This is a genomic window from Mycobacterium sp. P2_H7, from assembly GCF_056403275.1.
In genome coordinates this window covers 121,709-134,601 of the sequence record NZ_JBFUFU010000009.1, presented here as the reverse complement: position 1 = coordinate 134,601, position 12,893 = coordinate 121,709, and the positions used below count along the sequence as shown (strand labels likewise).

General features: G+C 66.5%; 13 protein-coding genes. 2 read left to right on the top strand and 11 right to left on the bottom strand.

The window, feature by feature from the left end; all coding sequences use genetic code 11:
* Window positions 1-156: 156 nt before the first annotated feature.
* The 7 genes from AC1DY7_RS12895 to AC1DY7_RS12865 form a co-directional block, all read right to left on the bottom strand.
* Entirely contained in the window at window positions 157-768 is a 612-nt protein-coding gene (locus AC1DY7_RS12895) for a GNAT family N-acetyltransferase (RefSeq protein ID WP_477494080.1), read from the bottom strand.
* Window positions 769-782: 14 nt separating this feature from the next.
* Window positions 783-1,211 (bottom strand): CBS domain-containing protein, encoded by a 429-nt coding sequence (locus AC1DY7_RS12890; protein WP_477494079.1) that lies wholly within the window; start codon window positions 1,209-1,211, stop codon window positions 783-785.
* A 73-nt stretch (window positions 1,212-1,284) separates the two neighbouring features.
* Window positions 1,285-2,043 (bottom strand): TetR/AcrR family transcriptional regulator, encoded by a 759-nt coding sequence (locus AC1DY7_RS12885; protein WP_477494078.1) that lies wholly within the window; start codon window positions 2,041-2,043, stop codon window positions 1,285-1,287.
* Between the two features lie 14 nt (window positions 2,044-2,057).
* On the bottom strand, window positions 2,058-2,804 hold the full coding sequence (locus tag AC1DY7_RS12880) for a creatininase family protein (protein ID WP_477494077.1): 747 nt from the start codon (window positions 2,802-2,804) through the stop codon (window positions 2,058-2,060).
* A complete protein-coding gene (gene glnT / locus AC1DY7_RS12875) occupies window positions 2,804-4,177 on the bottom strand; it encodes a type III glutamate--ammonia ligase (protein ID WP_477494076.1) in 1,374 nt (457 codons plus the stop codon). The genes AC1DY7_RS12880 and glnT overlap by 1 nt, the downstream gene beginning before the upstream one ends.
* A gap of 11 nt (window positions 4,178-4,188) precedes the next feature.
* The gene (locus tag AC1DY7_RS12870; protein ID WP_477494075.1) at window positions 4,189-5,352 is read right to left on the bottom strand and encodes an aromatic ring-hydroxylating oxygenase subunit alpha; all 1,164 of its coding nucleotides are present in this window, start codon (window positions 5,350-5,352) and stop codon (window positions 4,189-4,191) included.
* Between the two features lie 17 nt (window positions 5,353-5,369).
* Window positions 5,370-6,770: a purine-cytosine permease family protein gene (locus AC1DY7_RS12865; protein WP_477494074.1), complete on the bottom strand. Its 1,401-nt coding sequence runs from the start codon at window positions 6,768-6,770 to the stop codon at window positions 5,370-5,372.
* A gap of 255 nt (window positions 6,771-7,025) precedes the next feature.
* Here AC1DY7_RS12865 and AC1DY7_RS12860 point away from each other — a divergent pair, with 255 nt between their 5' ends.
* Window positions 7,026-7,880 carry a ribonuclease Z gene (locus AC1DY7_RS12860; protein ID WP_477494073.1) on the top strand — a complete coding sequence of 285 codons (855 nt, stop codon included), beginning with the start codon at window positions 7,026-7,028 and terminating at the stop codon, window positions 7,878-7,880.
* Here the strand turns inward: AC1DY7_RS12860 and AC1DY7_RS12855 are convergent.
* The 3 genes from AC1DY7_RS12855 to AC1DY7_RS12845 are packed head-to-tail and all read right to left on the bottom strand — an operon-like array spanning window position 7,877 to window position 11,369.
* The gene (locus AC1DY7_RS12855) at window positions 7,877-8,716 is read right to left on the bottom strand and encodes a transglutaminase family protein (RefSeq protein ID WP_477494072.1); all 840 of its coding nucleotides are present in this window, start codon (window positions 8,714-8,716) and stop codon (window positions 7,877-7,879) included. The two genes, AC1DY7_RS12860 and AC1DY7_RS12855, sit on opposite strands and share 4 nt — an antisense overlap.
* On the bottom strand, window positions 8,716-9,693 hold the full coding sequence (locus AC1DY7_RS12850) for an alpha-E domain-containing protein (RefSeq protein WP_477494071.1): 978 nt from the start codon (window positions 9,691-9,693) through the stop codon (window positions 8,716-8,718). The genes AC1DY7_RS12855 and AC1DY7_RS12850 overlap by 1 nt, the downstream gene beginning before the upstream one ends.
* Window positions 9,693-11,369, bottom strand: coding sequence for a circularly permuted type 2 ATP-grasp protein (locus AC1DY7_RS12845; RefSeq protein ID WP_477494505.1), 1,677 nt, complete (start codon window positions 11,367-11,369; stop codon window positions 9,693-9,695). Before AC1DY7_RS12845 ends, AC1DY7_RS12850 begins: the two co-directional genes overlap by 1 nt.
* A gap of 225 nt (window positions 11,370-11,594) precedes the next feature.
* Here AC1DY7_RS12845 and rpsT point away from each other — a divergent pair, with 225 nt between their 5' ends.
* Complete coding sequence (gene rpsT / locus AC1DY7_RS12840; protein WP_477494070.1) at window positions 11,595-11,855, top strand: 30S ribosomal protein S20; 261 nt, start codon at window positions 11,595-11,597, stop codon at window positions 11,853-11,855.
* Between the two features lie 71 nt (window positions 11,856-11,926).
* Here rpsT and holA read toward each other — a convergent pair whose 3' ends face one another.
* Window positions 11,927-12,892 carry a DNA polymerase III subunit delta gene (gene holA / locus AC1DY7_RS12835; RefSeq protein ID WP_477494069.1) on the bottom strand — a complete coding sequence of 322 codons (966 nt, stop codon included), beginning with the start codon at window positions 12,890-12,892 and terminating at the stop codon, window positions 11,927-11,929.
* Window position 12,893 lies beyond the last annotated feature (1 nt).

The following is a 12,893-nucleotide window of genomic DNA, read 5'->3' as shown; positions in this document are numbered from 1 at the left end:
CGCCGGTCGAGGGTGACGAGGCGGCACTCGAGTCTCAAAGGTGATACCGCCGGCGATATCACCTTTCGGACTCGACCAATGCGCCGAAACCGCCGCCGCCGTTTTTATCGTGGCTGCCGCCACATCTGCCTCACCGTGGCTGCCGCCACATCTGCCTCACCGTGGCTGCCGCCACATGGGCCACAGCGAGGGTCCCCCGCCGGGCAGCGTGACCTCCCCGGTCACCTCGAAGCCGAAGCGTTGGTAGTAGCCGATATTGGCGGGATTGCTCGACTCCAGATACGCCGGGGCATGCTCGGCGTCGCAGCGATCCAGCCGTGACTGCATCAGCGCCCGGCCCTGTCCGGTGCCACGCACCGAGGGGTCGCTCCCGATCACGGCGAGATACCAGTGCGGTTCCTCCGGATGGTGGCGCTTCATCAGCTCCGAGGCCTGCCACCCGCGACGCACCGTGGCGCCGAAGGTCAGCAGCAGACCCGGCATGGCACGCAGTTCCTCGGCGGTCGTGTGCTTCCACTCCCCCGGCGGATCCCACAGCGCGCAGGCGCCGATCCCGGAACCCGACGAGGCGGCGACCTCCACCCCACCGCGGGAGAGATGGTGATACCGAGTGAGCGCCGCGAACACGCGGTGCAGTTTGCGTCGCCGGGCCGCCGGGTCCGGCAGCATCCAACTGGTCACCGGATCGTCGTCGAAAGCGCGGCCCAGCACCTTCGACAATTCGGCGATATCGGCGCGAGTGGCGGGACGGACGTCGACGTTGGTCACAGCGCCCAGGATATTCAGCCCTGCGTGATGTAGGCCTGTAGTTGTTCCTGCTGGGATTCCAGCTCCTGCATCCGTGTCTTCACGACGTCGCCGATGCTGACGATCCCCGCCAGCCGCCCGTCATCGAGCACCGGGATGTGCCGCACCCGGTTGTGGGTCATCGCCGCGCTCAGGCTGTCCACCGAATCGCCGGGTGAGCAGTACACCAGATGCGCGGTCATGATGTCGGAGACCGGATGTTGCAGCAGCTCGGCACCCAACTCGTGGAGTTGGCGGACCACATCGCGTTCGGAGACGATGCCCACCGGGCCGTCCGGACCCACCACCACCATGGCGCCGATGTTGCGCCCCACCAGACCGGCCAGCAGCACCGCGACCGTGGTCTCCGGCGCGATCGTGGCGACCGCGGATCCTTTGCTTTTCAGCACGTCGGAGATGCGCATCGGACCTCCCTGGTGATGTGGGTCACACCAGAGTAGGTCGGTTCGGCGCCAGACGAAAGTCCCGGCCGCCGCCTCAATCGGTCGGGTGCGGGCTCACACGCAGCGCGACGGCCGCGTCGTCGAATTGCGCGGCTTGGGCCGTGATGCGGCCGATCTCGCTGGGGCGTTTCAGCAGTCCTCGCACCGCGATCGTGGCGACCTGCTCGCCGACCCGGATGGCCTCCTCGGCGCGGTCCCCGCTGTCGGGATGCAACCGCGTCCGCTTCTGCGCGCCCTCGTCGAAGTTGAGCAACAGCCCCGCGGTCTCCTCGCGGTCGCACTCGATGAACTTGCCCTCGCCGATCGCCGCGCCGATCAGGTCGACGACCCACTGGCGCAGTCGCTCGTAGTCGGTCCAGAACTGGTGGAACTCACTGCGCTGCTCATGGGCGATCCGTTGGATCTCGTTGAAGTCGATGGGCGACATCGCCAGCTGCATGGTGTCGAAGCGCAGCAGCCGGTACAGCTTGACCGCGGGCGATCCCGAGCCGGCTCCGACGTCGGCGATGAACTTCAGCGGTGCGCGGTTGACCAGCAGCGTCTCCTGCAGCAGCTGCTCCTTGTTCCGGAACCAGTAGTACAGCGACGACTGCTGCAAACCGGCCGCCCGCGCGATGTCGCTCATCGTGGTCTGCGCGTAGCCCCGTTCGGAGAACAGCTTGGTGGCCGCGTTGACGATGCCGGTGCGCGGCGACTCGGGCGGGCCGCCGCCGGTCTCCGGTCCCGTGTCAAGACGCGGACGTCCGATGGCACGGACCTGCGCCTTGCGCTCGGGTGGTGGCACGAGGCGCATTCTAGAACGGATCGTTACGCCAGCGGCGGTTGCTCGGCCCGGGCCTGCGCCACGATATTTCGCGCGGCGGTGGCGATATCGCGCCACAGTGCCAGCCCGAGCTCCTTGGAGGCGCGGGACGGATAGCCGGTCACCCCGTTGGTCGACACCTGCCCCACCGCGTAGCGGAAGACCAGCCCGGCCGTGCGGTCGGGGTCATCGGCCTCCGCGAAACGGTCGGTGTGCACCAGTTCGGGCCGCAACGCCAGCATGATCGATGTCTCGGCGGCGTTGGCGTGCCAGTCGACGGCGTCGGCGGTCGCCTGCGCGGCGATCTCCGGGGTCAGGTCCCACCACTGCATGACGCCGATCTGGCCGTGCGGATGTTCGCGCCGGAAGCGGTCGCACGCCAGCCACAGCGGGGCCGCATTGCCGACATGCCCGTTGACGAACAGGATGCGCCGCACCCCGGAGTCCAAGCAGGCCCGCGCCACCTGGTAGGCACCGGCGGCGGTGTCCGCGCCGGAGCGCGCCACCGTCCCTGCCAGTTCGGTGCCGTGAAACTGGCTGGCGCCGTACGCGATCGGCGGCAGCACGACGGCGGGGGCATCACCACCCGCAGCCGCCTCGGCGACCGCGGTGGCGATGAGGGTGTCGGTTCCGACGGGCAGGTGCGGCCCGTGCTGCTCGGTGGCGCCGACCGGGATGAGCGCGACGAGGGCAGGGTCGGCGGCCACGGCCGCCGCGAGTTGCGTCGAGCTGAGTTCCTCCCAGCGCAGCATCACCAGAACCTCAGATAACGGTCGGTCTCCCAGGACGAGACGTGGGCGGTGAACGAGTCCCACTCGGCACGCTTCTCGGCGACGAACGATTCGAACATCGCGTCACCGAAGACCCGGCGCACCAACGGATCCGCTTCCATGGCGTCGATGGCTTCACCGAGGGATCGCGGCAGCCACCCGATACCGCGGGCAGCCAGTTCCAGTTCGGAGACATTGTAGAGGTTGTCCCGGTTGGGCTCCCCGGGATCAAGGCCCTCGCGGATACCTTCCAGCCCGGCCGCGAGCATCAGCGCCGCACCGAGGTAGGGGTTGTTGGCGCTGTCGGCGGCGCGGCACTCGACGCGTCCCCCGCCCTTCGGGATACGCATCATGTTGGTCCGGTTGTTGTCGCCGTAGCACGCGAAGATCGGCGCCCAGGTGAGCCCGGACATGCTGCCCTGCTTGACCAGTCGCTTGTAGCTGTTGACGGTCGGGGCGATCACGGCGCAGATCGCCGAGGCGTGGCGCAGCACCCCGGCGGTGAAGTGGTAACCCAATTCGGACAGCCCACAACCGCGCGGATCGTCGGCCGACTCGAACAGGTTCACCCCGTCGACATCGGCCAGCGACATGTTGTAGTGCGCGCCGCTGCCGGTGCGATCGGCGAACGGTTTGGGCATCCACGACGCGAACAGGCCGTGTTTGCGGGCGATCTCCCCGACCATCATCCGGAAGAACACCAGCCGGTCGGACATGCTCACCGCGTCGGTGTAGGTGAAGTCCGTCTCGAACTGGCCGTTGCCGTCCTCGTGGTCGAAGGAGTACACGTCCCAGCCCAGATCGTTCATCGCCGTGACGATCTCATCGACGACCGGATAGTTGTGCAGCAGGCCGCGCAGGTCGTAGCAGGGCTTGGCGAGATTGTCGTCCAGGCTGGCCGGCGCCGGGGTGCCGGCCCGGTCGTCGGTGAGCAAGAAGAACTCGGTCTCGATGCCGAGATTGAAGGTGTAACCCAGCGTCGCGGCATCGGCCGTGACCCGCTTGAGAATCTGCCTGCTGCAGGCCTCGAAGGGCGCGTCACCGATCCAGAGATCGCCCGGGAACCAGGCGACTTCCTTGTTGAAGGGCGTGATGATGGCACCGCCGAGATCCGGGTGCGGTGCGACCTCGTCGTCGTTGACGTCTTGCGGGACGCCGTCGAGGGCCGCCCCGGTGAACATCTCCGATCCCCTGACCGCTTGCCCGAGGTGGTTCAGCGGAACCATCTTGGCCTTCGGCTTGCCATGCATGTCCACGAAGCTGATGGCGGCGTACTTGACGCCGGCCGCGGCCAGCCGCTCGGCGACCTCCGTCACGGCGGTGCGCTGTACGTGTCCGTTCAAAGTGCTTGTCATTATTGGCCCTTTCAGCCTGCGGAAGCGAGATCGGCGGTGTGGGAGACGATTCCCAGCTCACGCCCGAGATAGCGGTAGAACTCCCACAGCGGTTGCTCCAGGTGTGACAGCCGCCCGGTCGAGGTCACCCCGGCCCGTACCGACTTCTGCACGGCGGCGCAGACGTCGAGATCCTCGCGGTGGATGTCGCAGATCGATTTGACGAGCTGGCTACGCCGGGCGTCCAAGTCGGGTGCGGCCAGCGCGGTCGGTGACATCGCGATCTCGAGGTGGATCTCGACCTTGCCTGCACCGACCGGCAGTGTCTTGAGCCAGTACATGAAGCCCGGGCCCAGCGAGATCTGCAGCAGCGGATAGGCGATGAAGATCAACAGCTTGTGGCTATGCTCCGGGGTCAGCGTCGCGGCGCCCGGTGCGAGGAAGGGTTCCTCCGCCGGATAGCCGTCTGCCTGGCGGGACCACATGGTAGTGAAGTACGGGCCGCCGTCACCGGTGTAGCTGAGCTTGGCGGGGAACTCGTCCTCCAGTGTTCCGCGGTGCGGGCCGATGTGGTGGTAACACTCCATGAAGTTGTCCACCATGATCTTCCAGTCCCAGTCGCAGACACCCCAGTCGGTGTGTTCGACGATCTGGTAGTTCTCGAAGTCATACGGATCGACCTGCGTCGCGAGCCCAGCGAGCTGCTCGGCGACGGGGGCGGCCTGTCCGTCGAAGTTGACGAAAACGAAACCCTTCCAGATCTCGTGCCGGAACTGCTTGAGCCCGTAGTCTTTCCGGTCGAAGCCCGCGGACTGCTTCATCTCGGGCGCGCCCGCCAGGTGGCCGTCCAAACCGAAGGACCACAGGTGATACGGGCATTGCAGCACGCCCGCCTCGCCGGCGCCGCTGCACACCTCCATCCAGCGATGGGTGCAGTTGCGCGACATCACCCGGATGTCGTCCCTGCGGTCACGCGTGACCACCAGCGGGGTGCCGAGGATGTCGATGCTGTAGTAACTGCCCGGCGACGGTAGTTGTTCGATGCGGCACAACGGGATCCAGCCTCGCTTGAAGACACGATCCACCTCGTCGGCATACAGTTCGTCGCTGCCGTACGCCTCGGGTGGCAGCGTGATGGCGTTCTCCGGCGCTTCCACCGCACAGGTGGCGGTCAGCCGGGAGTAGTCGAATGGCATGGGAACTCCTTCGGAGGTCAGGCGGTGACCGCTGTCGCGGCGGTGAGTGGGGGGACGGTGATGTCGGCGTCGTCGGCGGCGGCCGACCGGTTCAGCGCGTAGTGCAGGCCGCCGGCGACCACCAGCCCGACGACCCAGGCGATGTCGACGCCCCCGAGTGCGGTGGCCGCCGGTCCGACGAACAGCGCACAGCTCATGAAGGGAATCTGCGCGACGACGGCAACCGCGTAGGTGGCGATGGATTTCCAGTTCACCAGGCCGTAGCGGCCACGCATCGAGACGATCTCGGTCACGTCGTAGCGGCCGCGGTGGATCAGGTAGAAGTCGACCAGGTTGATCGCCGTCCACGGCACCAGCATGTAGAGCAGCAGCATGATGAGGTTCTGCAGATTGGCCAGGAAATCGCCGGACAGGAAGATGCCGATGGCGGTGCCCAGCAGGGCGAATCCGCCCGTCACCGCGGCGCGCACCAGACGGGATACGTGCGGGGGCCCACCGGCTTGGGTGACGGTGGACAGGCCCGCCATGTACGGCCCGTACAGGTTGTCGCAGTTCGCCCCGATCATCCCCAGCACCAGGATGATCGCGATCACCGTGCCACCCACCGGCAGCAGCCCGGACAGGTAGACGATGGCGTCGCCGCTGAGACTCTCCAGCGCGTAGACACCCACGATGGCACCGAGCGCCATGAACAGGATGGATCCGGCGCAGCTGCCGACCAGCGTGTACCAGAACGTCTTTGCGCCTCCCTCACTTTTCGGTAGGTACCGCGAGTAGTCCGACACGTACGGCGCGAAGGTGATCTGCCAGCTGGCCGCGATCGACAGGATGAGGAAGAAGTTGGCGAAGCTCGGATGGCTCTCGGCCGGGGGCGCGGAACCCATGTGCCCGATGGCCGCCACGAACAGCAACACCATCACGATGACCGAAACGACGGCCATGGCGCGGTCGAAGGCGTGGATGACCCGGTAGCCCGCGAAAGCGATGAACCAGGTGATCGCGTTGCAGATGATGATGCCGGTGGCCGTCGAGATGCCGAAGATGCTGGCGATGGCCTGTCCGCCGATGACGCCGGCACCGGAGAAGTACCCGACGTACATGATGATGGCCAGCAGGTTGGGCAGGGCCGCTCCGAAGAAGCCGAATTGTGCTCGGCTCTGGATCATTTGGGGCAGGCCGAGTTGCGGGCCCTGCGCCGAGTGGTAGGCCATGAAGACCGATCCGATGAGGTTGCCGACGACGATCGCGATCAGCGTGGGCACCAGGCCGGCACCGACGGAGATCCCGATGGCGCCGGTGGTGGCGGCCATGACGGTCGCGTTCAGGGAGAACCACAGCGGAAGCAGATGCCAGGCCCGGCCGTGCCGCTCCTCCTCCGGAATCGCGCCGATGGTCCGTTGTTCGATGAATGTTGCCATATGAATTCCTGTGACTCGGAAGGCAGTTGGGTCGCCACAGACGCCGTGACCTCTTCAACGTAGGCAGGCTCTGTTGCCGCACTGTTTCGGATCAGTAAATGGATCATGGAAATATTTCGATGAGGGGAAGCTGTGAAGAACCACTTCAAGTCGCCTTTTATCATTTTTTATCCATAGGCTATTGAAACTGCGGGTTCGCCGGTCCATCTGACCATTCCGGTCCCCCACCCGACGATGTGGAGTTAGGTAGTGGCCATGATCGAGGTCACCCTGCTCGGTACCGGCAGTCCCATCCCCGATGCCGACCGCGCCGGACCGTCGACGTTGGTGCGTGCGGGCACCCAGACGTTCCTGGTGGACTGCGGACGCGGTGTGCTGCAGCGCCTGACCGCCGCGGGATCAGGTGCGGGTGCGCTCAGCGCGCTGCTCCTCACCCACCTGCACAGCGATCACATCGCCGATCTCGGGGATGTCCTCATTACGCGGTGGATCAGCACCTTCACTCCGGATCCGGCGCCGCTGCAGATCATCGGACCGCCGGGCACCGCCGACGTGGTGGATGCCACGCTGAAGGCGTTCTCGCACGACATCGGGTACCGGATCGCCCACCACGCCGACATCACCGCACCACCCGCGGTGCAGGTGCACGAACACACCGACGGTCAGGTCTGGGATCGCGACGGCGTGGGAATCCTGGTGGGCCCCACCGACCACCGACCCGTCACCCCGACCATCGGGTTCCGGGTCGAGCACGACGGCGCTTCGGTGGTGCTGGCCGGGGACACCGTGCCGTGTGCCGGGCTCGACGGGTTGGCCGCCGGGGCCGGGGCGCTGGTGCACACCGCCATCCGCACGGATCTGGTGGAACAGATGCCCGTGCAGCGCTTTCGCGACATCTGCGACTACCACTCCTCGGTGGAGCAGGCTGCCGACACGGCCACCCGTGCCGGGGTCGGCATCCTGATCCTCACGCACTACGTGCCCGCCCTCATCCGCGGTCAGGAGGAGGACTGGCGAGCAAGGGCCGCACAGCATTTCGCCCGCCAGATCGAACTGGGTGACGACCTGCACCGCGTCGAGGTGCATGCCGGCGTGTGCACCGAAGCCTAGGCCAGCCGGGTGATCTCCACGACGACGTCCAGGTCGGTCGAACCTTCGCCGGAGTAGATGCCCTTGAGCGGCGTCACGTCGGCGTAGTCCCTGCCGACCCCGACGCTGATGTACTGCTCGTTGATGTCCTTGTCGTTGGTCGGGTCGTAATGCCACCAGTCGCCCGTCCACGCCTGGATCCAGGCGTGGCTCTGACCTTCGATGGTGTCCCCGACCTTGGCGGTGCGCCGCGGATGCAGATATCCCGACACATAGCGGGCCGGAATACCCATACCGCGCAACAAGATCAGCGTCAGGTGCGCGAAATCCTGACAGACCCCTTTGCCTTCGCGCAGCGCATCCAAGCCCGAGGAGTGCACCCCGGTGGTCCCGGGGACGTAGTTGAGCTCACCGTGCACCCAGCGGGCCGCCTCGATGACGGCCTGCTGAGGAGCGTTCTCTTTGGCGATCCGCCGGCCCACCCGCTCGATGCGCTTGCTGGCCGGGGTGTAAAGCGTAGGGGTCAGCAACTCGTCGAACCGGTCGATCACTGCGATCGACTCCAGGTCCGTCCAGCTCACCGATTCCTTTGGGAGGTCGGGCTTCTCGGTCTCCACCACGGAGGACGCCGTCACCTCCAATTCGGCATGCGGGGCATGCAGATCGAAGGTCGTCACCGCGGTGCCCCAGTAATCCACGTAACGGTACTGCCTGGTAGCCGGCACGGTCTCGACCCGATTCAGGATGACGTTCTGTCGCGAATCCGACCTGGGCGTYAGGCGTGCCTCGTTGAACGACGCCGTGACGGGTGACTTGTAGGCATAGCCCGTCGCGTGGACCACCCGCATGCGCCACATCAGATCTCTCCCTCTTCGATGACCGCGCCGCCGGCGCGCCCGGCATCGGTCCACGCCACCCACGGAGCCGAATGAAAGTACTGCAACGCCAAGGCCTCACCGACGTCGACGCAGGTCTGCTGCAGTGCTGCCAGCTGGTCTTCCAGCGACTCCAACAACGCCCCGGGCGGGAGGAACTCCAGCTCACTGCGCGCCCTGCCCAGGAGGCGCTGCGCTTCCGCGGTCGACCCGATCCGACTGTGTCTGCGTTGCAACAGTTCGTCGAGACTGTGCTCGGCCAGTCGCAGCGAGTAGTACACCGAACGCGGGAAAAGCCGGTCCAGCAGCATGAATTCGACCACCCGACTGGCATCGAGGACGCCGCGGTAGGTGCGCAGATAGGTGTCGTGGGCACCGGCCGAACGCAGCACCGTCACCCAGGCCGGTGAGGAGCCGCTGTCACCGACGCGCGACAACAACATGCGCACCGTCATGTCGACGCGTTCGATGGCCCGGCCGAGCACCATGAACCGGTACCCGTCGTCACGCGAGAGGGTCGAGTCGGCCAAGCCGGCGAACATCGCCGCCCGGCCCTCGACATAGGCCAGGAATTCGTGCGGACCGAGCCGGCGAGCAGCCCGTTCCCGCTCGGCGAGCGCGTTGTACGTGGTGTTGAGGCACTCCCACATCTCGGTGGACGTGACTTCTCTTGCACCACGGGCATTTTCCCGGGCAGCGGTGATGGATTCGACGATCGAGCACCCTCCTTTGGTGTCCTTACCGAAGGCGACCAGGTCGGTCAGGGACCACACGTCCAACTGCTGTTCCGGTGGTTCGATGTCCAGCACCCGCAGCAGCACCCGTGAGGTCTGGTCGGGGTCGACACTGGAGTCTTCGAGCAGCTGATGGACCACGACGTCGAGGATGCGGGCGGTGTCGTCGGCGCGCTCGACGTAGCGGCCGATCCAGTACAGCGATTCCGCGTTACGTGCCAGCATCAGTCGACCACCGCCTGCTGCTGCTGCTGTTGTTCGGGCTGGGCGCCCGACTGATGGCGGGTATCCCGGGTCTGCTGTTGCTGGGTTTGCTCGCCCTTGCCCTCCCGGCCGGCTTTGCCGTTGCGCGACACCTTTTCTGCGACCGACGGGGTGCCGGTCTTCGGGGCATCGGGGAGCGAGCGCACCACCTTGGCGGCTGCCAGCTCGCGGTCGGCGGCCGACGTGCGCGAGGCCAGCACCCAGGTGTCCTTGGAGCCGCCACCCTGGCTGGAGTTGACCACCAGCGAGCCCTCCGGCAGCGCCACCCGCGTCAAACCTCCTGGCAGTACCCACACGTCGTCACCGTCGTTGACGGCGAACGGCCGCAGGTCCACGTGGCGGGGTGCCAGCTGGTCGCCGATCTGGGTGGGCACCGTGGACAGCTGCACGACCGGCTGCGCGATCCAGCCGCGCGGGTCGGCCCGGATCTTCTTGCTGATCGTCGCGAGTTCCTTCTCGTTGGCGTTCGGCCCGAACACGATGCCGTAGCCGCCGGACCCTTCCACCGGTTTGATCACCAGTTCGGCGACCCGGTCGAGCACCTCTTCGCGCTCGTCGTCGAGCCAGCAGCGGAACGTGTCGACGTTCGCCAACTGCGGTTTCTCCCCCAGGTAGTACTCGATGATGGTTGGCACGTAGGTGTAGACGAGCTTGTCGTCACCGACGCCGTTACCGACCGCACTCGAGATCACCACGTTGCCGGCGCGGGCGGCGTTGAGTAACCCGGCCACCCCGAGGACCGAATCGGGCCGGAACTGCATCGGATCCAGATACTCGTCGTCGATGCGGCGATAGATGACATCGACCTGCCGCTCCCCCTCGGTGGTGCGCATATAGACGGTGTTGTCGCGGCAGAAAAGGTCGCGGCCCTCGACCAGTTCGACACCCATCTGCCGGGCCAGCAGCGAATGCTCGAAATATGCCGAGTTGTAGACACCGGGAGTGAGCACCACGACCGTCGGGTCGGCCTCGTTGGTGGCTGCCGCCTTGCGCAGCGCCCGCAGCAGATGTGAGGAGTAGTCCCCCACCGCTCGAACCCGGTGGGAGGCGAACAGGTTGGGGAACACCCGCGCCATGGTGCGGCGGTTCTCCATGACGTAGGACACCCCGGAGGGCGAGCGCAGGTTGTCCTCGAGCACCCGGAAGGTGCCCTGGGCGTCGCGCACCAGGTCGATGCCGGCGACGTGGATGCGCACACCGTTGGGCGGGTTGATACCCACCGCCTCGCGGTGGAAGTGCTCGCAGGAGGTGATGAGCCGGCGTGGGATGACGCCGTCACGCAGGATCTCCTGATCGCCGTAGATGTCATCGAGATACATCTCCAGCGCCTTGACCCGCTGGGTGATGCCTTTCTCCAGCCGCGACCACTCGGCCGCCGAGATCACCCGGGGCACCAGATCCAGCGGGAACGGCCGCTCCTGGCCCGACAACGAGAAGGTGATGCCCTGATCGATGAACGCCCGGCCGAGCGCCTCCGTGCGTGCCTCCAACTCGGAGGCATCCGATGGCGAGAGTTCGGCGAAGATGCCCTTGTAGGGCCCGCGCACGTTGCCCTGTGCGTCGAACATCTCGTCGAACGCCTCGGAGTAACTTCCCCGGCCGTTGTAGCCACCGAAGATCCCCACCTGGCGTTTCATGGTGCCGGAGGTGTTTCGTGACGTCCGCGCCGATTCGTTGGGCAGTGTTCGTAGGCTCACGGTTGTCAATGCTGCCCCAGATGTGCATTTTCGGCAGGCCAGTCGGTCTCGCTTTGGGAGATCCGGCCATCCGCTGGTAACCTGAACAACCGCTGCCCAGTCATGTTTACCCAGCCGGGCAATCAGACTTCGTATTCCAACCGACGTTCAGAAGGATTTACACGCGTGGCCAACATCAAGTCGCAGGAAAAGCGCATCAAGACCAACGAGCGCGCCCGTCTGCGCAACCAGTCCGTCAAGTCGTCGCTTCGCACGGCTGTCCGCGGACTGCGTGATGCCATCGAGACCGGCGACAAGGGCAAGGCCGGCGAGCTGCTGGTCGCCACCAGCCGCAAGCTCGATCAGGCCGCCAGCAAGGGCGTGATCCACAAGAACCAGGCCGCGAACAAGAAGTCCGCCCTGGCGCTCGCCGTCAACAGCATCTGACGGTCAACTTCAGACACGACTGATACGCGCGTGCGGCCCACCGGCCCACGCGCGTTTCGTCGTCTCCGGGCCTAGCGATCGCTCGCGAGTTCGGCGACCTTGCGCACCGCACGCTCCAGCGCGTAGTCCGCATCCGCGGCGACGCCCTTCACGTCCGCGTTGAGCGCCGCGACCACCTGCATGGCCTGCGCCACCCGCTCCCGAGACCAGCGCCGTGACTGCCTCTGGATCTTCTGCACTCGCTTCGGCGCCATGCCCAGCTCGGAGGCCAACTGATAGGGGTCGCCGGACTGCGGACCGACGCGCGCGATGGCGTGGATGGCCTCGGCCAACGCGTCAGCCAGCACCACGTGCGGCTCGCCGCTGAGCATCGCCCAGCGCAGTGCCTCGGCAGCGCCCGACACATCCCCGACGACCGCCATGTCGGCGATGTCCCAGCCCTTCACCTCGGCCTTGCCGCCGTGGTACCGACGCACGGCGACGACGTCGACCTGTCCGTTCGTATCGGCCACCAATTGCGAGCACGCCGCCGCCAGCTCACGGATATCCGAGCCGACGCCGTCGACCAGCGCTTGGACGGTGTCCTCCGAGACCTTGATCTTCAGCTTGCGGAATTCGTTCTTGACGAAGTCGACGCGCTCGTTGGGCCACTTGATCTTCGGGCAGTTGTGCACCTCGGCGCCCATCTTCTTCAGCTGGTCGGCCATCGCCTTGGCGCGCCCACCGCCGGAGTGCACGACGACGAGCATGGTGCCCGGCGGAAGGTCCCCGGCTGCCGAGACGATGAGCGTGACCGCGTCCTTGCCGGCCTCGGCGGCCGCCTCCAGCACGACCACGCGCTCATCGGCGAACAGCGATGGGCTGAGCAACTCGGCCAGCTCGCTGGTGCTCACCTCGCCGGCGCGCAGGCGGTCCACCGGGACGTCCGCGGTGCCGGCACTGGCGCGGGCCGCGCGCAGGACACCCGCGATGGCGCGCTCGACGAGCAGTTCCTCATCGCCGAGCACCAGGTGTAGTCCCGCGGTCGCTTCGCTCACC

What these genes read in the sequence shown, in the direction of transcription:
- AC1DY7_RS12890 (WP_477494079.1), bottom strand. Translation starts at nt 1,211, where the DNA reads ATGCGCATCTCCGACGTGCTGAAAAGCAAAGGATCCGCGGTCGCCACG.
- AC1DY7_RS12885 (WP_477494078.1), bottom strand. Translation starts at nt 2,043, where the DNA reads ATGCGCCTCGTGCCACCACCCGAGCGCAAGGCGCAGGTCCGTGCCATC.
- AC1DY7_RS12880 (WP_477494077.1), bottom strand. Translation starts at nt 2,804, where the DNA reads ATGCTGCGCTGGGAGGAACTCAGCTCGACGCAACTCGCGGCGGCCGTG.
- glnT (WP_477494076.1), bottom strand. Translation starts at nt 4,177, where the DNA reads ATGACAAGCACTTTGAACGGACACGTACAGCGCACCGCCGTGACGGAG.
- AC1DY7_RS12870 (WP_477494075.1), bottom strand. Translation starts at nt 5,352, where the DNA reads ATGCCATTCGACTACTCCCGGCTGACCGCCACCTGTGCGGTGGAAGCG.
- AC1DY7_RS12865 (WP_477494074.1), bottom strand. Translation starts at nt 6,770, where the DNA reads ATGGCAACATTCATCGAACAACGGACCATCGGCGCGATTCCGGAGGAG.
- AC1DY7_RS12860 (WP_477494073.1), top strand. Translation starts at nt 7,026, where the DNA reads ATGATCGAGGTCACCCTGCTCGGTACCGGCAGTCCCATCCCCGATGCC.
- AC1DY7_RS12850 (WP_477494071.1), bottom strand. Translation starts at nt 9,693, where the DNA reads ATGCTGGCACGTAACGCGGAATCGCTGTACTGGATCGGCCGCTACGTC.
- AC1DY7_RS12845 (WP_477494505.1), bottom strand. Translation starts at nt 11,369, where the DNA reads ATGAAACGCCAGGTGGGGATCTTCGGTGGCTACAACGGCCGGGGAAGT.